At 54.4% G+C, this 17,266-nt stretch carries 18 protein-coding genes; 1 reads left to right on the top strand and 17 read right to left on the bottom strand.

Features of this window, described 5'->3' with window-relative positions; genetic code table 11:
• Window positions 1-18: 18 nt before the first annotated feature.
• The 12 genes from ACAF76_RS10280 to ACAF76_RS10225 all read right to left on the bottom strand — a co-directional run bounded on the left by ACAF76_RS10280 (window position 19) and on the right by ACAF76_RS10225 (window position 12,194).
• Window positions 19-948: a hypothetical protein gene (locus tag ACAF76_RS10280; protein WP_421617841.1), complete on the bottom strand. Its 930-nt coding sequence runs from the start codon at window positions 946-948 to the stop codon at window positions 19-21.
• Window positions 949-1,045: 97 nt separating this feature from the next.
• Window positions 1,046-2,254: a chromate transporter gene (locus ACAF76_RS10275; protein ID WP_421617840.1), complete on the bottom strand. Its 1,209-nt coding sequence runs from the start codon at window positions 2,252-2,254 to the stop codon at window positions 1,046-1,048.
• Window positions 2,255-2,311: 57 nt separating this feature from the next.
• Window positions 2,312-3,451, bottom strand: a complete 1,140-nt coding sequence (locus tag ACAF76_RS10270) for an MFS transporter (RefSeq protein WP_421617839.1) — start codon at window positions 3,449-3,451, stop codon at window positions 2,312-2,314.
• 185 nt (window positions 3,452-3,636) lie between these two features.
• The gene (locus ACAF76_RS10265; protein WP_421617838.1) at window positions 3,637-4,689 is read right to left on the bottom strand and encodes a glycoside hydrolase family 130 protein; all 1,053 of its coding nucleotides are present in this window, start codon (window positions 4,687-4,689) and stop codon (window positions 3,637-3,639) included.
• A 35-nt stretch (window positions 4,690-4,724) separates the two neighbouring features.
• Complete coding sequence (locus ACAF76_RS10260; RefSeq protein WP_421617837.1) at window positions 4,725-5,759, bottom strand: type I phosphomannose isomerase catalytic subunit; 1,035 nt, start codon at window positions 5,757-5,759, stop codon at window positions 4,725-4,727.
• A gap of 24 nt (window positions 5,760-5,783) precedes the next feature.
• Window positions 5,784-7,199: a phosphomannomutase/phosphoglucomutase gene (locus tag ACAF76_RS10255; protein ID WP_421617836.1), complete on the bottom strand. Its 1,416-nt coding sequence runs from the start codon at window positions 7,197-7,199 to the stop codon at window positions 5,784-5,786.
• A gap of 12 nt (window positions 7,200-7,211) precedes the next feature.
• Window positions 7,212-8,252: a glycosyl transferase gene (locus ACAF76_RS10250; RefSeq protein WP_421617835.1), complete on the bottom strand. Its 1,041-nt coding sequence runs from the start codon at window positions 8,250-8,252 to the stop codon at window positions 7,212-7,214.
• Window positions 8,227-9,387 (bottom strand): glycosyltransferase family 4 protein, encoded by a 1,161-nt coding sequence (locus tag ACAF76_RS10245; RefSeq protein WP_421617834.1) that lies wholly within the window; start codon window positions 9,385-9,387, stop codon window positions 8,227-8,229. Before ACAF76_RS10245 ends, ACAF76_RS10250 begins: the two co-directional genes overlap by 26 nt.
• Window positions 9,384-10,424 (bottom strand): sugar phosphate nucleotidyltransferase, encoded by a 1,041-nt coding sequence (locus ACAF76_RS10240; protein ID WP_421617833.1) that lies wholly within the window; start codon window positions 10,422-10,424, stop codon window positions 9,384-9,386. Before ACAF76_RS10240 ends, ACAF76_RS10245 begins: the two co-directional genes overlap by 4 nt.
• Window positions 10,425-10,948: 524 nt before the next feature.
• Complete coding sequence (locus ACAF76_RS10235; protein WP_421617832.1) at window positions 10,949-11,284, bottom strand: ArsR/SmtB family transcription factor; 336 nt, start codon at window positions 11,282-11,284, stop codon at window positions 10,949-10,951.
• The gene (locus ACAF76_RS10230; RefSeq protein ID WP_421617831.1) at window positions 11,284-11,718 is read right to left on the bottom strand and encodes an SRPBCC family protein; all 435 of its coding nucleotides are present in this window, start codon (window positions 11,716-11,718) and stop codon (window positions 11,284-11,286) included. Before ACAF76_RS10230 ends, ACAF76_RS10235 begins: the two co-directional genes overlap by 1 nt.
• Window positions 11,719-11,879: 161 nt before the next feature.
• A complete protein-coding gene (locus ACAF76_RS10225; protein ID WP_421617830.1) occupies window positions 11,880-12,194 on the bottom strand; it encodes a metal-sulfur cluster assembly factor in 315 nt (104 codons plus the stop codon).
• A 164-nt stretch (window positions 12,195-12,358) separates the two neighbouring features.
• On the opposite strand from ACAF76_RS10225, the gene ACAF76_RS10220 reads away from it, so the two are divergent.
• Window positions 12,359-12,721: a VOC family protein gene (locus ACAF76_RS10220; protein ID WP_421617829.1), complete on the top strand. Its 363-nt coding sequence runs from the start codon at window positions 12,359-12,361 to the stop codon at window positions 12,719-12,721.
• Window positions 12,722-12,769: 48 nt separating this feature from the next.
• On the opposite strand, the gene ACAF76_RS10215 is transcribed toward ACAF76_RS10220, so the two are convergent.
• The 5 genes from ACAF76_RS10215 to ACAF76_RS10195 all read right to left on the bottom strand — a co-directional run bounded on the left by ACAF76_RS10215 (window position 12,770) and on the right by ACAF76_RS10195 (window position 17,254).
• The gene (locus ACAF76_RS10215; protein WP_421617828.1) at window positions 12,770-13,642 is read right to left on the bottom strand and encodes an MBL fold metallo-hydrolase; all 873 of its coding nucleotides are present in this window, start codon (window positions 13,640-13,642) and stop codon (window positions 12,770-12,772) included.
• Between the two features lie 208 nt (window positions 13,643-13,850).
• Window positions 13,851-14,456: a DedA family protein gene (locus tag ACAF76_RS10210; RefSeq protein WP_421617827.1), complete on the bottom strand. Its 606-nt coding sequence runs from the start codon at window positions 14,454-14,456 to the stop codon at window positions 13,851-13,853.
• A 288-nt stretch (window positions 14,457-14,744) separates the two neighbouring features.
• On the bottom strand, window positions 14,745-15,605 hold the full coding sequence (locus ACAF76_RS10205; RefSeq protein WP_421617826.1) for a metal ABC transporter permease: 861 nt from the start codon (window positions 15,603-15,605) through the stop codon (window positions 14,745-14,747).
• Window positions 15,605-16,522 carry a metal ABC transporter permease gene (locus ACAF76_RS10200; RefSeq protein WP_421617825.1) on the bottom strand — a complete coding sequence of 306 codons (918 nt, stop codon included), beginning with the start codon at window positions 16,520-16,522 and terminating at the stop codon, window positions 15,605-15,607. The genes ACAF76_RS10205 and ACAF76_RS10200 overlap by 1 nt, the downstream gene beginning before the upstream one ends.
• A gap of 3 nt (window positions 16,523-16,525) precedes the next feature.
• Window positions 16,526-17,254, bottom strand: coding sequence for a metal ABC transporter ATP-binding protein (locus ACAF76_RS10195; protein ID WP_421617824.1), 729 nt, complete (start codon window positions 17,252-17,254; stop codon window positions 16,526-16,528).
• Window positions 17,255-17,266 lie beyond the last annotated feature (12 nt).

Genomic DNA, 17,266 nt, shown 5'->3' with positions numbered 1-17,266 from the left:
ATGGCAACTGCTTGTCGCCTACGAATACCACGCTCGCAGCATGATTACCGCAATGACGAGCAAAACGTAGGCGACAGCCCCGGCAATCTTCAGAGGAGTGACCTTTTCCCTGTAGCCTTTGGTAAACATGGAAAACGCGACCAGCACGACATGGCTCAACAGCGGAATGAGCAAACACACGATCGCCGCACTATCCAAAAACGGAAAAATGCCTTCACTCCATCCATAGCTGAATGTGACGTACTGAATCAGAGCGATCAGCAGCGTACAAGCGAGCAAGGCCAGGGACCCAGTCTTGACGATCAACCCGTAGTAGAGGATGCTGGTAGCCCCTTTCCGGTCGTCCTTGTAAATGCTCGCAGGGACAAACAGTCCGACGAGAATCGCAAGGACAGCCATGACGGAAACCAGTCCGACAAACATCCTCTCATACTGCTCCCGTGCATACTCGCTCGGGTGAATCAAACCGATCGCCAGCAGCATGACATACAAGATCGCGACCATGAAAGCAAAGGTTACGAGTGTAGCACCTGCGTCATCATCAATGTCCCGCTTGGCGATGACATCGCACAAGATCGCGATGCCGACCAGACCCGCTCCCACCACTGCGGTAAGATCGAGCAGCGGCACCGCTCCTTCGCTCAGACTGTAACCAAATGTCACACTTTGCACGAGCGCCAACAGCAGCGAGACGAAAAACAGCGTAATCCCGTTTGCCGTCAACACGTGGATGAGAAACTGCTTTCGCGCCTTTTTGTCCCCCGGGTCTTGCGCCGGATTTTTTACGAACTGCACGCTCAAATAGCCGCCACAGCCAATCAGGACGACGGATGTCAGCGTGAACGCTACACTGTAATACGCTCTCGCATGCTCGACCGGTTTGATCCAGCCGATGAGGAGCAGATAGAGCAAAAACAGGATGCAGAGAAATCCCGTCAGCAGAAGCAAAATGCCCAGGCCGTTAAGCTCCTCTCCCGGTTTGAGCGCGGGGTTTGTCTTTTGTTCCAGTATCCACCGACTCCTTTCTGCAAAGAAAAAGACCTGCCTACAAGCCGATCACGATTCCCCCGACCGCCCCTGCCACTACGACGACCCACGGCGGAGCCTTCCAGAACGCGAGCATGACAAACAGGATACCGGCGAGCGCAAAATCACGGGCGTCAAGTACGGTGCTAGTCCAAATCGGGTCGTACAAGGCAGCCAGCAATATGCCGACGACCGCCGCATTCACTCCGGCGAGCGCGCCTTGGATACCTGGGCGGGTGCGCAGAAAATCCCAAAAAGGCAGCGCCCCGATCACCAACAGGAATCCCGGCAAAAAAATCGCAATCGTCGCGAGGATTGCCCCTGTCCATCCGCCCATGACAGCCCCCAAATACGAAGCGAAGGTGAACAATGGACCTGGAACGGCTTGGGCAGCACCGTACCCGGCGAGAAAATCTTCACGGCCGAGCCAGCCTGTCGGAACGATTTCCTTTTCCAGCATCGGCAGCACGACATGCCCTCCGCCAAAGACGAGCGAGCCAGCCCGGTAAAAGCTGTCGAACATGGCGAGCCACGGAGCAGCAGAGAATTGACGCAATAGCGGCAAAGCAAACAAAAGCGCGAAAAACAGCACCAGACAGGCAACAGCGACCGAACGTCCGATTGGAATGATCGGGCTTGAGACTTCCGTTTCCCGGCTGTCTTTCTCGCGGAACAGGTAGGTGCCCACGATCCCCGCTGCGAGAATGATCGCCACTTGTGTCCATGCCGACTGCCACATCAGTGTCATCACGGCCGCCAAAATCGCGATCGTGGCCCTGCTTTTTCCCGTAGCCAGCTTCTGCCCCATGCCGAGTATCGCGTGGGCGACGATGGCGACTGCGACCAGCTTCAAGCCGTGAATCCATCCTGCCTCCTGCACGTTCAATCCCTGGAGCAAAAACGCAAACAGCACGAGGGCAAGGACAGAAGGAAGCGTGAAGCCCAGCCATGCGACGACTCCGCCCAGTAGTCCGGCGCGCATCACGCCGATGCCGATTCCCACCTGGCTGCTCGCCGGACCGGGAAGAAACTGGCAAAGCGCGACGAGATCGGCATAGCTGCGTTCGTCCAGCCACTTTCTGCGCCGGATGTACTCGTCGTGAAAATAGCCAAGATGCGCGATCGGACCGCCAAACGACGTCAATCCGAGCCTGGTCGATACTCCCCATACCTCGAGCAACTGCTTCCATCTGCTCTGGACTTTTTCCTGGACTTTTGACTCCTTCATCAATTCCTACCCCTCCTGCTACGAATATGGTCGTGATTCGGTTTCAACCAGCATGCCTTACTGCGCTGACACCTGTTTTTTTCGCATGATGAAGCAAAAAGCGACCACTACAAGCGAGATCACAGCCATAAGCTGGTACAGGCTGCTACCTCCCCACTGCTCGAAAATGAACCCGCCTGCGATCGAAGCGACGATACCGGAGATGCCAAAAAAGAGTACAGCGAGGATTGTCTGCCCGGTCGCCTTCCACTCTGGCGGCACGATCGTATAGAGATATTGAATCGCCGCTGTGTACAGCAGCACGAACGTGCAGCCCTGAAGCAGTTGAAGAAGCACGAGTACGAGCGGACTGTCGGTTATCGCTGTGAGAAAAAAGCGCAGGGCGTATATCACTCCCGCTACGGAGATAATTGCAAGCTCCTTGCCCGGTTTGAGGAAGCGATGCACGATCGCGAAGAACGCCACCTCGGCAAGCGTCATCACAAACCAGGCGTAGCCGACGTATTGCAGGCTTCCGCCGGCGCGTTCGATGTAGATGCCAATATAGGTATCGTTGATCCGGTGCGGAATCGCCAGCAATAAAATAAGAAGAAAGAAGACGAGATTGCTCTTTTCCGAAAAAAACTGCCTCAGCGAATGAAGCTGCAGCGGCTTGTTTACCGCCTCCACGTCTTCCATGCGCAGTCCTGCCAAAAAGGCGACGATGCCGTAGCCGACAAACAGATATGCCATGCTGCCGACGCCAAAATGACCCGCGACCACACCGATAATCATTGACGCCGTAGCGTATCCCATCGCGCCGTACATGCGTATGGAGCCGTAGGGCGTCTGAAAGCGCTGCGCCGACTGGTAGTTCAGACTTTCCACCAGCGAATCTGTCGGCATGAAGAAAAAATACATGCAGGCGACGAGTACGAACAGCAGGATCAGATTCACTGTTTGAAACAGCACAAAGCCGCCGGCGATGGAAATGGCCAGTATCGCCAGCAACACTTTTTTGATCGTCTTTTTCTTGTCACTGACCACTCCCCAGAAAGGCTGGGAGAACACCCCGATGACTCCCCCCACGCCCAGGATCAATCCGATTTGCGACTCGGAAACCTGGATCGAGGTGAGATAGACCGGCAAAAACGAAAGAAACAAGGAAAATAATGAAAAATAACTAAAGTTAAACAAGCGCAACTTCCAGACCGCCATCGTGTTCCTCCTATGCTTTTGCAGCTAACAAGCTCATCGGAATCAGTATAAGGGAGACGAAGCGAAAGAAAAACCTTTTCCGTGATAAGATTGCATGGAAATTGCCCGGGTCAGTAAAACAGTGGACGATGATCCTGCACAAAAAAACATCTCTTTCGCGTGGAAAGAGATGCTTCGCGCACCTGTCATCCTACCTCTTTCATCCCATTGAGTATGTCTGTCATCTCGATTTCCGCGTAGCACGTAGACGTATCCGCTGCACCGTAGTAAATCTTCACCCGTTGATTTTCGTACAGCGCCCCGCAGCTAAACACGACGTTGCCGAAAAAACCTTCTTTTTCATACGGCGTTTCCGGCTTCAACAGCGGCAGCCGACTGCGAGCGATGACGCGCCACGGCTGCTCGGCATCGAGCAGCACCGCTCCCAGGCAGTATTCGTTGTTGCGGTCCGCCCCGTGGTAAATCTCCAGCCATCCCTCTTCCAGCTTGATCGGGACACAGCTCGCTCCGATTCGCGCTTCGTCCCACTCTCCCTCCCGGCAGCCCATCAGGTAGCGATGGTTGCCCCAGCAAAGCAGGTCGGGCGATTCCGCGATCCACATGCACGGCTTCCCGAAGCTGGAGCTGGACGGACGATGCAGGGCGTAGTATTTGCCGTTGATTTTTTGCGGAAAAATCGCGATATTTTTGCTGTCAGGGTGAAAAATCACGCCCTCGCGCTGAATGTAGGAGAAGTCTTTGGTAGAGGCGAGGCACGTCGTAATGCCCAGATTGGAGACTGCCGAATAGTTGATGTAGTACGTATCGTCGATTTGCGTAATCCGGCAATCTTCAATGCCGTAGATTTCGTACTGGTTTTCCGGAAACAGCGCAGGTCGGTCGTCGATGGCAAAGTGGATGCCGTCCCGGCTTCGCCCGATGCGCAAATACGAAATCGATGTTAGCAGGGAACCGTCCGGCGTACCGATGCCGCGGGAGTCGGAAAAATTGTAGCCCGGAACGCCTTTTTTCAACTTGTGGACGCCCATGCTGCTGCTTTCCACATCGTAGTACGGACTCAAGCCTACCTTCGGGTCATGGTTGATCGGCCGCTCTGCCACCCGCAGCAGCAAAATAATTTCCTCGCCATGGCGAATCACCCCGGCATTGAATACCCCGATGACTTCATAGCCCTGCAAATACGGAGGGATGTCTTTTGGGGATATGACCGGATTTTCGGGATAGCGATATACGTTCATGGGAAACAAATCACCTCTTTGTCCGCTTCTTCCCGCTAATAATAGGTACGAATGATTTTTGCCCGTCGGTCGGCATGGACGCGATAGGACGGGATGGAAGCGGGAATCAGCAAAAGATCGCCTTTTTTGTAAGAAATATGCTGTTGTGGCTGCCCGTATTCAAGCCACCCCTCTCCCTCGAGAACAATCAGGACATCGGGATTGCCCGGTCGGCCGCTGTGCAGCACATAATGGCGATGGTCCGGAATGGACAGGCGTTCGATCGTAAAAAACGGGCTGGAGAGCAGTCGTTCGTGGACGCCATCATTGCGGGACGCGAGCGTCTTCCGCTGCCAAATCGTTTGCTCGGACTGATCAGTGCGGAACATGACAGCGGCAGCCTGATCGATATGCAATTGCCGGCTGCTTCCCTTCGCATCTACGCGGTCCCAGTCGTACACCCGGTATGTAACATCCGAAGTCTGCTGAATCTCCAGCAAAATCGTCCCTTTTCGAATGGCGTGCAACGTCCCCGCCGGCACATAAACCAGTTCATCTCTGCCGATCGGTCGTCTATTCAGATACTCCAGTACATTTTTTCGCTGGAGCGAGCGCCGGAAGTGATCGGCGTCGGCAAAGCGATGACCGTAGATGATTTCCCCTGGGGAAGCATGGTCGAGAATATACCACGCTTCGGTTTTTCCGTAGTCATTCTCTGCCTGGAGGGCGTAGCTGTCGTCCGGATGGACCTGGACGGACAGATCGTCAGCCGCCTCGATCAATTTGACCAGCAGTGGAAAGCGCTCCTGTGGCGACCGCCCCAAGTAGTCTTCAGGGTAGCGGGCGGTAAGCTCATCGAGCCGCATACCGGCAAAAGGACCGCTATCCACGACACTGACGCCACTCGGGTGGGCTGACAGCAGCCAGTATTCACCGATCGGCCGGACATCGTCGAGGGAGTACCAGGACTTCAACCGGCTACCTCCCCACACCCTTTCCTGGACGATCGGTTTGAAAGTGACGGGATAGCAATCCGCAAATGACTTGGTATCCAACTTGTTCGCTTCGCAAGCTGTCGGATAAAAAGGCATATGCATCACTCCCGAACATCTTCATTACCATGCAATCGATACGTGGCAAGAGGCTTTTTGCAGTGCTTGTTCCAGCTCTGCCTGAATCCGTTTCAACCCGTCTGCCGAATCCGCCTCCGCCCGCAACACCAAAATCGGCTGTGTATTGGAACTGCGGATAAGTCCCCAACCGTCGGGGAACAGGACCCGTACGCCGTCGACTTCGATGGTCGAATACGCGACGCGAAAGTGTTCCTTTACCTTCTCCAGAATTTTCGGTTTTTCTGCTTCCTGGCATGGAACGCGCGTTTCCGGGGTGGCAAAGTAGCGCGGCACGTCTGCAAAGCATTCCGAAAGCTGTTTGCCGGTATTGCTCAATATTCGCAGCAGACGTCCGGCAGCGTACAGCGCATCGTCAAATCCGAAATACTCGTCCCGGAAAAACAGATGTCCGGACATTTCTCCGGTAAACGGCGTGTCCAGCCGGCGCATCGACGCTTTGATATGCGAGTGGCCGGTTCGGTGAAAGACAGGTTTGCCCCCCAGCTTCTCGATCTCTTCGACAAGCGCCTGGGAGCATTTCACCTCGACCAGAGCCTGGCAGCCGGGATAGCGCGGCATGATTTCCCGCCAGAACAGGATCATCAACTGATCGCCCCAGAGAATGTTCCCCTTTTCGTCAACGACGCCAAGCCTGTCGCCGTCCCCGTCAAACGCAATCCCCAAATCGGCGCGTTCGGCAATGACCCGGTGGATCAAATCGCGCAAGTTCGCCGGTTCGACCGGGTCGGGATGGTGATGCGGAAAATCGGGGTTGGATTCGCAGTACAGCTCTACCACCTCGCATCCCCAATTTCGCAATGCTTTCGGAGCAAACGGGGACGGTGTGCCGTTTCCGCAATCGACGACGACCTTCAGCTTCCGTGGACCGAGCCTGATTTTTTCCTTCAGCATGGCGAGGTACGGCGTCTCCATATCTGTTTGCTGGAGAGCGTGCGTATTCCAGGAGTATGTTTGCGGAATTTGCTGATCTTTTGCCAGCTTGCACATCGCCTCGCGCAATGACTGGATCGCCTCGCCGTATATCGTCGTGTAGTCCATCGCGATCTTGAAGCCGTTCTCGTCACCCGGATTGTGGCTGGCGGTGATCATAATGCCGCTCGAGCATGTTTCGTGCTCCAGGGCATAGTAGAACATCGGCGTCGTCACTTCGCCGATGTCGACGACCTGGCAATCAGAGTCGTGAAGTCCTGCGACCAATGCGCGATGAAATGCAGGCGATGATTTCCGGTTGTCTCTTCCCACGACAACACGCTGTTCGCCTGCTGCCTTCACCTTTTCGGCAAACGCTTTTCCCAACAAGTAACAAAATGCAGGATCGATTTGCTCGTACGCCTTGCCGCGAATGTCATACTCGCGAAATACAGCCTGCGGAATCCCGTTTTGCTGCATCGCTGTCATACATGCTTCACCTCAGTTTTTTTGTATTTTTTGGTACAGTGCTTCGGCAATCAGGTAGCAGATGGTCGATTCGGCTCCTTGATTCAGATTGACACCTTTCTCGCTGATCCCGTCAAAGCAGCTTCCTTCCGCGTGGCTGGCCAACGGAACGCCGGCGTCATTCGCCCCGTAAAACCAGTCGTGGCATTTATGGACAATCAGTACATATCCATGTTCTCCGATCAATTCATATGCTTTTTTGGCAGCAAGCAGCAGCTTCATTACATCGACCGGCTGTTGGTCCCACTGCGCCCTGCTCGCAGGTGTACACCACCCTCTGTTGCCGATCGGGCGGATGTGGCCGACTGCACTCGTGGAGAGACCGATCAGAAAATCGAGGCTTTCCTTGGCCACATCCAAAATCTCCTGGTCCCCGATGACTTCGTACGCACTCAGCAGCCCCCATGGCAGCAAACCGTTGCTGTAGGAGACGACGGGCTCGAACCAGTGCCAGCCCGCCGATGCGTTGGAGCGGTAGGCAGCAAGCAGCTTGTGCGTCAACTGCTCCAGCACATGTGAGGCGTCCAGCGGCTGCTTGTGGCTGATGAGCAGACTGCATGCAGCAATCGCGTAAGCCCAGCCACGGGGATAGCGCATTTTCACAGCCTGGGGCAACGCCTTTTGCAGTATCGTCTGAGCTGCAATCCGGCGATCATCGTCCGGCAGTTGGGTCAGTGCGAGCGAACACGCCCACAAACAGCGCCCCAGACAGTCATCGGACGGAGATTCCGGCTCCCACGTCCGGTTGAAGGCGACATTGTTGTGGAAATGACCGTCGTTTTTTTGCACCCAGAGCAAAAAGGACAGATACCGATCGATCAATGCGTAAAGCGACTCGCTTTCCTCTTCCTCCACGAGGTCAAGCCATTCCAGACACATCCACAGCGCCCTCGCCTGATCGTCGGTGCTGTAGCCTTCGCGCCAGCGGGGGATGCGCCCCATCGCATGCTCGACAATTCCGGTATCGTCCGTCAGCAGCCGGATATGATTAAAGGCTGGCCTGGATGTACGCACGATTTCCCACCTCGGCAAACAAGGCAGCATGCTGCTTTCCGATTTCCGGCCAATGCATCGTTTTTCCGATGTTCTCGATTTTTTGTCCCCACTCTGCCAGCTTGCTGTCATCGGCGAGCAGCGAGATGATCTTCTGTGCCCATGAGGACGGTTCTGCCGGGTCGAGGAACAGCTCCGGATAGTCGCTCAGCAGATCGGTGGCATAGGAGTACGGCGTAGTCAAAATCGGGCGCCCCAATCCGACGGCGTACGCCAGCGTGCCGCTCGTAATCTGTTCAAGACCCGGATATGGCGTGATGTAAATGTCACATGCCGTAATGCACTTGACCAGCTCCGACTCTTCCATGTAGCGGTCGATCATCACCACGTGGTCGCCGAGTCCGCTTTTTTCGATTTGTTTTAGCAGTTCTTCGCGGTACTGCTCTCCTTCCCGCTTTTTGACTTCAGGATGGGTCTGTCCGACGATGGCGTACAGCACATTCGGGACTTTTTCGACGACTTGCGGCAAAATTGCCAGCAGCGATTCCAGTCCTTTTCCTCTGCTCAACAGGCCAAAGGTCAGCAATACGTTGCGCTGCTCCCAGTTCCACTGCTTGCGCCATTCAGCACGTCCGGCCTTGTTCGGCTCTGGTGTGCCGTGGGGGATATAGCAAATTTTTTCGGCAGGGATGCCAAACGCTTCATGCAAATAGCGGATCGCTTTGCGGTTCATCACGATGATTTTGTCGCTCTTCTCGGCAATTTGTTTTTGAATCGCCATGTACGGAGGCTTGGGCCGCTCAAAGACGGTGTGAAACGTGGTCACCAGCGGCTTTTTCAAATGGTCGAGGAAGGTCAGAATATGCGAGCCTGCTTCTCCGCCAAAAATGCCGAATTCGTGCTGAAGCGAGACGACGTCTACATCCGACTGGTTGATTTTGGTAGCCATTTTTTTGTATTCATGCGGATCATGCCGGTACAGCGGCCACAAGATCCGGTCTTCTGCCGGTTTGTCCGGCTGCTGGGTGAGGACGACGACCGGGTCCGTACCCTTCCAGCCCTTTGCAGCATGAACGGCCTGTCTGAGATGAAAGGTATACGTGGCAAGTCCGCATTTTTGCGGTACGTACGTACTCATAAAAGCAACGCGTGTCATGCTTGCATCACCTCCGCTCGACTCATAACGGCTTCGTGCAAAATGTGTTTTGCGCCGATTTCCAGGTCGTATCCGAAAATGCAGTTGTTCAGAACGACCCCGCTATGCGCGTAACATCTGTCCCACATGATCGTTTCCGTGCAGCGGACTTGTTTTCCGATCACGCAGTCGTTGCCAATCACGCTGAAAGGTCCGATGACAGAACGCTCGCCGATTTTCACATTGTCTCCGATGAGAACGGGAGGAATAAACAAAACACCGGAATCAATGTCACAGTTCTGTCCGACCCAGATTCCGTTTTCGTTTTGATGTCCGAGATGCGGCAATCGGTAGGCGCGGTTTAACAAGTCCCAGTGTATTTGGCGATACCGTTCCTTGGTGCCCATATCCATCCAGTAGCCGGAGATGGTCTTCCCGAAGACACCTTCACTGCGTTCGATCAACAGCGGAAACGTCTCGCGTTCGATTGAAACCTCCCGTTGCTTGGGGATATGGCGCAGTACGCGCTTGTCCATGACGTAGATGCCTGCGTTGATCAGGTTGGACGGCGCTTCTCCCGGGCGAGGCTTTTCTACGAAACGCAGGATTTCCCCCTGGCTGTCCAGCTCCACGACACCGTAATGCGACGGATCGTCTACCGTAGTCAAGCCGATGGTGACGGCTCCGCCATGCTGGTTGTGAAATTCGAGCAGTGGAATCATCTCGGCTTCATGGACAATATCGGCGTTGACGACGAGAAACCGGTCATCCAAAAAAGGCTCCGCGTTTTTAATCGCTCCTGCGGTCCCCAACAGCGCTTTTTCGAATGTGTAGCGAATACGCACACCCCATTTCTCACCCGTCCCAAAATGGTTCTGGATGATTTCCGGGTAGTGCTTGACGGCAATGACAAAATCGGCAATCCCCTGCTGTTTCAAATGCACAATCAGATGCTCCAGCCAAGGTCGATTGGCCACCAGAGCCATCGGTTTCGGCAAATGTTCGGTCAATGGCCGCAATCGTGTCCCCAGTCCTCCTGCGAGCAGCAGTGCATTCACGTCGAATCACCCTCCTACAAAAGAAAAAAAGAAGTATTTTTTCATTCGAGGGATCTCACGCCAATCGGCCAAAAAAACTCCGTAATACGTGGTCCCTAGCGAAGCAAACTACGTATTGCGCAATTTGTTTGTGAACAACAATGAGTAAACTCATCCTTGTTCCGTAAAACCGTTCGATGTAAAAATCTTCTTTCCGTGTTCGGATGTACACTTTTTCCAGACTGGAACATTCCGGTTTTGCACTTGTCGTCTACATCGGCGTTCGCCTCCCGACCAGTTTGTTAGCACTCATTAGAGATGAGTGCTAACAAAAAGTGTATGGAAAACAGGCGGCCTTTTCAAGCGTGAATTGCCAAAAATAGCGGGGAAATTGGACGAAAATCCAGGATTATCCGAAATTGGCGCTCCAAATTCTCTCATTTTCTCGCCCATGCTCGGGAACACGGACGAAAAAAAGCGCTGCCGATCCGGTATGCCACCGGTGACAGTCGCCTTTTCACTGCAAACGCATACGAGACAATCGCTCATGTATCGCCCTTTTTTGCATCCGTTTCCACGATATGCTTGAGCATCGACAGCTTGTTGCGCCAAAATTGCTCGTAGTATGCGAGCCATTCCTGCAATTCCGCCAATGGCTCTGGATGCAGCCGAAAACGCTTCTCCCTTCCCACCTTTTGTCCCTTTACAAGGTTGGCTTCCGCCAGAATGTTCAGGTGCTTGGCGACAGCCGTGCGGCTCATCGGAAAATGGGAAGTGATCTCGGAGATCGGCAAGTCTTTTTCCGAAAGCAGCCGGAGAATCTCTCTGCGCGTCGGGTCGGCAATCGCCTGAAACACATCGTGCTTTTGGACAGCAGACATTACCCTTCCACTGCTTTGCGAAGTTTTTCGTGGACGATCGCATCCCAGCCTTGGTTCATGCGTTCGCGAATGACAGCAGCATCCTCCTTGGCTTTCGGAACGACCGCGTCAGGCTGCTTCCATCCCCCGTGGATCAAGGTAAACTCTGTCTTCTCCCCGACTTCTTTGAGCAGAAACGTGACGTACCAGCCATCCGTGTCCCACGTAAACGTAAGCCGATGCGGCGCCTCGATCTCCACTACCTTGCACGGGGAGGGGCCAAACGGTGACTGGACGTGAAATTCATGTCCGACGATAGGCTGAAAATCGTTCGGCATGAACCATGAGGCGATTCCTTCTGCTGTAGAGACTGTTTCCCAAACTTTTTGAATGGGAGCCTCCAGTACGGCCGTATGCACGATGTCTTGTATGTGATTGTCTCGATTCGTTTCCATGGACGATTCTCCTTCCCGAGTCAAAATATAGAACCAAATGGTTTCATGTGAATCATTATATAACACCTTTTGGTTTCACGTCAACCAACCAGCAAACCCCCTCCCGAAAAACGCAATTTCACTTTCCGGCTCCTCCGGCGGGGGTTTGCCATCCTGACTGATTAGACGAGCGATCTTCGCCGTCTGATTTCTTCAATCGCCCGATCATTCATCATCGCCGGCTTCCAGGGCGGGTCAAAGACGAGGTTCACATGCGCTTCCTTGACACCGGAAACGCTTTTGGCCGTCTCTTCTACCGAGCTGACGATTTCATCGCGAAGCGGGCATTGCGGGATCGTCAATGTCATCGTAATCGTCGCCGCCTGCTGTTCATCCAGGGAAATATCGTAGACCAGCCCGAGATCGACAATATTGACGCCGACTTCGGGGTCGATCACGTCCTCGAGCGCAACCCACAGCTTATCGACCGTTTCCACGCGATCATCTCCTTTCCTCCCGATAGCTTGCCTCAGATCGTACCGTTTGTTTCATTGTATTCGCTGTACCAGGTGCGCCCCCGTTTATCGCGGTTCCCTGGAATCTGGCGGAGAAGGATGCCGCATGCTATACTCAAGGGCAAGCTAACATCGGAGGGATACATGTGATTACCCAAATAGCAACTGTCGCCGTATATGTCGAAGATCAACAGAGGGCAAAAACATTCTGGACGGAAAAGGTCGGTTTCGAAGTTGTCGCCGATCACCCGATGGGGCCGAACGCCCACTGGCTTGAGGCCGCTCCAAAAGGTGCCCAGACGCGCCTGGTGATCTACCCGAAAGCGATGATGAAGGGCGCGGAGAGCATGAAGGCGTCTATCGTCTTTTCGTGCAATGACATCAGAAGCACATATGAACGCATGAAAGCAAACGGCGTCTCCTTTTTGGGAGAGCCCGAGGAAATGCAGTGGGGTGCTTTTGTGCAGTTCCAGGACGAGGATGGCAACGTGTTTTTGTTAAAACAATGAAGAAAAAACCTCTCAACTCGCGTGAAAAACGCGAAGCTGAGAGGTTTTTTACACCCGATCTCCCGTCTGCGGCGTATCGTCTACATACCTGCCGTAGTCGGGAATGGCGACCTGTTCGAACGTATCCACCAGCTGTTTCAGGTCACGAGCCAGCCTATCGCCGGCTATCGGCATGCCGTGTCCTGTCACGGCTATCTCCGGTTTCAGCGCTTCCAGCCTGCGGACGGAATCCTCTGCTGCCTGCCAGTCCGTCGTGAAGTATCGCGGCGGTCCGTGCAGCTCCAGCTCCTGGGTGAAGACGCTGTACAATGATTCCTGTTTCACGGTGACAAAGGCATCGCCTGCGATCAGAACGCGATCTTTTTCGCGAAAAAACGATACGTGACCCGGCGTATGACCAGGTGTAGGAATCCAGCGAAAGTCCGGCAAAAATGGAACGCTGCCGTCAGCAGGAAGTACCTGCACGCGATCTCCGACATCCACCGGCTCATTCGGAAACAGCATGGACAGTTTGGCCACCAGCCCTCCCTCGACACTCGGGTCCGGCTCGGGATAGCTTTGTTTGCCGGTCAGATACGGCAATTCTGCCTTATGCGCGTACACCGGCACATCCCACTCGCGGACCAGTTCGATGAGCGCACCGACGTGATCAAAATGTCCGTGTGTCAACAAGATCGCCTCGGGACGTCGATCCGCGCCGAATCTCTCGCTCACGGCGTCGGCGATTTCCTTTGCAGACCCCGGCATCCCGGCGTCAATCAAGACAAAGCCATTTGTTCCCGTCATCTCGACCAGTACGATATTGACGATTTGAATCGTGTAGCTGTATACACCTGGAGCCACCTCGATGCCCATGCCGCTATTGACGGATGTGGCAGGAATGAATCCGTAATCTTCGCCGTACGTCAGTTCCTTTTCCATCGCAACATTCCTCCCTCAATCGCCCGAATCGATCGGCGATTCCCCTGCAATGATTCCACAATGTGCATGAATAGGTTGTGCCAGCCTGCCTGATCGTATGCGGTCCGGTTTTGACTGCGGCGGCGTACGGGAGCATAAAAAAGAGACATTCCCGCCATCTTGTGCAAGGGATTGCCTCTTGTACGTTTTTATTGGATGAATGCCCGCACTATTTTTTGTAGCGATTGCGGATTTTTCTCGCCACAAACACGATCAGGACAACCGCAGAGATGACACCCAGCACGAGCAAATATTCTTCCACGAGATTGAAAATGTGCTGCCATTCATCGGCGAAGTAATAGCCGATGCCAAAAAACGCGAGGACCCACAGGGCGATCCCCGGATAAGCATAGATCACGATTTTGCGAAACGGCACCCGGATGATTCCCAAGAAATAGCCGATAAACTGCCGCAGTCCGGGAATAAAAAAGCCGATAAACAACAGCTTCTCGCCAAACCGTTTGTAGTAGCGGCGCGTTTTTCGGACATGTTCTGGCTTGAGCATCAGCCATTTGCCATATCGTTCAATCAGCGGGTAGCCGATCTTGTACCCGATCACGTACGTAACCGTGAAACCGATACACGAACCGGCATAGGCGAGCGCCAGCGCATAGCCAGCCATCAAAACGCCCTTGTGAGACAGGTAGCCGGTATACGTAAGCGTGCTGTTCCCGGGCGGGATCGGCGATGCGATAAAATCAAGGGGCAAGCCGAGCAGCAAGACCAGATACCCGTATTGGGCAAACAGGTTTTCGACGACTTCGAATACTTTCATATGTTCTCTCCTCGTTCCAGCGGTGGTGCGACCGAACAATCCTTGCAAACGGTCACGAAGACTCTCGGCGCCAGCCTATGTTCATACGGACGAGGAAGAGATTGTGTAACGGGGTTTCGTATATTTTTGGTCTTTGCTGATGCGGTTCACCGATTGGGCACAGTGTAGTGGCCAATCGTGCATATGTCTCGTGCTGCTCCTCATAGATCATCAGGATCTCTCTCCACTTTGTAACAGTATCCGTAAATAAGATTATTGTATACTACACGTCCCAGACGGTGCAAACGCTTAATGCGTCACCATCCGGGCGAGCAGTCCGTGTCGTGGAGAGCCGAGGAAGCTGACGAGGAATACCAATCCTGTCGTAAACGCCATCGCCCCGGAGATGGACGTATCGAGCCAGGCCGCGATGCAATAGCCGACCACTGCCGAGAGAACGCCAAAGGCCCCGCTTAACACGAGCATGACTGACATCTTGTCGGTCCACAGGTAGGCGGATGCCGCCGGGGTAATCAGCATGGCTACGACGAGGATCGCGCCGACAGCGTCGAATGAGGCGACCGTCGTAATCGAGACCAGCCCCATAAACAGATAGTGCATCAGGACGACAGGAATACCGATGCTTGCTGCCAATCCCGGATCAAACGATGTGATTTTCCACTCTTTGTAAAACGCCAAAATGCTCGCCAGTACAATCACCAGTACGACCGCGAGCGTAAAGGTGGCTTTGGGAATTTCGCCAAGCTCTGCAACCGTCATCGTTTCCCACGGAACGAACGTAATCTCCCCCATCAATGCGTGCTGCACATCGAGATGGGCATTGCCCGCCTGTGTCGCGATGAGGATGACCCCGATGGCAAACAAGGTCGTAAAGACGACGCCAATCGCCGCGTCCTGCTGCACGCCGCGGGAGTGAAACCACTGAACGAGCAGTGCGGTCACAATCCCCGCGATCATCGCCCCGACGAGCATGTGGATGCCGCTCAATTCCCGGGTGACGAGAAAGGCGACGACGATTCCAAGCAGCACCGAGTGGCTGATCGCATCGGCCATCATCGCCATCCGCCGCAAAATGAGAAAGACGCCGACCAGGCCGCACGACAAGCCGACGAGCGAAGCGGTCAGCAAAATCCATCCTGTATAACTCATCATACCTCGCCTCCTCTCTCTGATGTCTCAATTTGGGTGTACACCTGTTTTTCCCGCTGGGCGCGCAACTGCAGTTTCTGGATCAAGAGCCCTTTTTCCGTGCCGAAGACGAGGGAGAACAAAAACAGCGATGACGAAGCGACGACAATAAACGGGCCTGTCGGCCAACCGGCGCCCATCGCACTCACCATCGTTCCGACCACGCCTGACAATCCGCCAAACAGCGCCGACAGCACCACCATTCCCTTAAATGATTTGCTCCAGTACCTGGCACTTACCGCCGGAATGATCAGTAGCGCCGCCATCAAAATCACGCCGACAGCCTGTATCCCGACGACGATCACCAGCACCAGCACAGCCAGGTAGATGCCGTTCATCCAGCGGTTGGACAACCCGAGCCCCTTGGCAAAATCGGGGTCGAACAAAAACAGCTTCCACTCCTTGAAGGCGATAAACACGACAAGCAGTACGGCCGCCGCCAAGAAGATCATCTTATACACGTCTTTTTGCACCATCGATGCCGCCTGCCCGAAAATAAATCCGTCCAGACCGCTCTGGTTGCCAGTCCCGGTGCGGTTGACAATAGTCAAAAGCATGATCCCCAGTCCAAAAAAGACAGAGAGAATGATGCCCATCGCGGTGTCTTCCTTAATCCTGCTGGATGAGCGAATCATCTGGATCAACAGCGCTCCGAACAGGGCGGAAATGGCTGCACCGAGGATCATCACCGGCAAATTTTTGGTCCCGAGCAGGGCAAAGGCAATCACGACGCCAGGCAGTGCGGCGTGGGACAAAGCGTCACTCATCAGGCTTTGCCGCTTCCAATAGGCAAGACATCCGATCGTGCCGGATGCCATTCCCAAAATCAGCGTGCTGGCCAACACCCACTGCGCATTTGCCGACAACAGTATGCTCATTGATTACGCCTCCTTCATCCAGCGCAGCGTTCCGCCGTATGCACGGTATACATTTTCTTTCGTAAAGACGTCTTGCGTCCTGCCGTGGGCGACGACTGTTTTGTTGAGCAGCAGGACGTGGTCAAAATAGTCATCGACGGTTTGCAGGTCGTGGTGGACGACCATTACCGTTTTCCCGGCCGATTTCAACTCCTTGAGCGTCGTCATAATCGCCCGTTCCGTCGCCGCATCGACACCGGCGAGCGGTTCGTCCATTACGTACAAATCCGCATCCTGGACGAGTGCCCGGGCGAGAAAGACGCGCTGCTGCTGCCCGCCGGAGAGCTGGCTGATCTGCCTGTCGGCAAACGCAGCCATCCCCATTTTTTCCAAGGCTGCCAGCGCCTTTTCCTTGTGGCGGCGGTTGGGCCACTTCAGCCACCCAACCTGCCCGTACAAGCCCATCGTGACGACATCGAGCGCATTCGTCGGAAAATCCCAGTCGACCGAGCCGCGCTGCGGTACATAGCCGACCCTGGTTTTTACTTTTGCATAGGATGTATCGAAAAAAGACACGGAGCCAGACAGCTTTGGATGCAGCTCCAGTATGACCTTGAGCAGCGTGGACTTGCCTGCGCCGTTCGGACCGACGATACCGGTCAGCGTACCGGGCTGCACTTCAAAGTTGACGTCGTGCAGAACCCTGGTCTTGCGGTACGCTGCAAACAAGTCTTCTACCTTCAGTACAGACACATGACCTCACTC

This window comes from Brevibacillus sp. TJ4, from assembly GCF_044627595.2.
Lineage (GTDB): Bacteria > Bacillota > Bacilli > Brevibacillales > Brevibacillaceae > Brevibacillus.
Note: the sequence above shows the minus strand (reverse complement) of the source record. Positions and strands in the feature narration are given on the sequence as shown.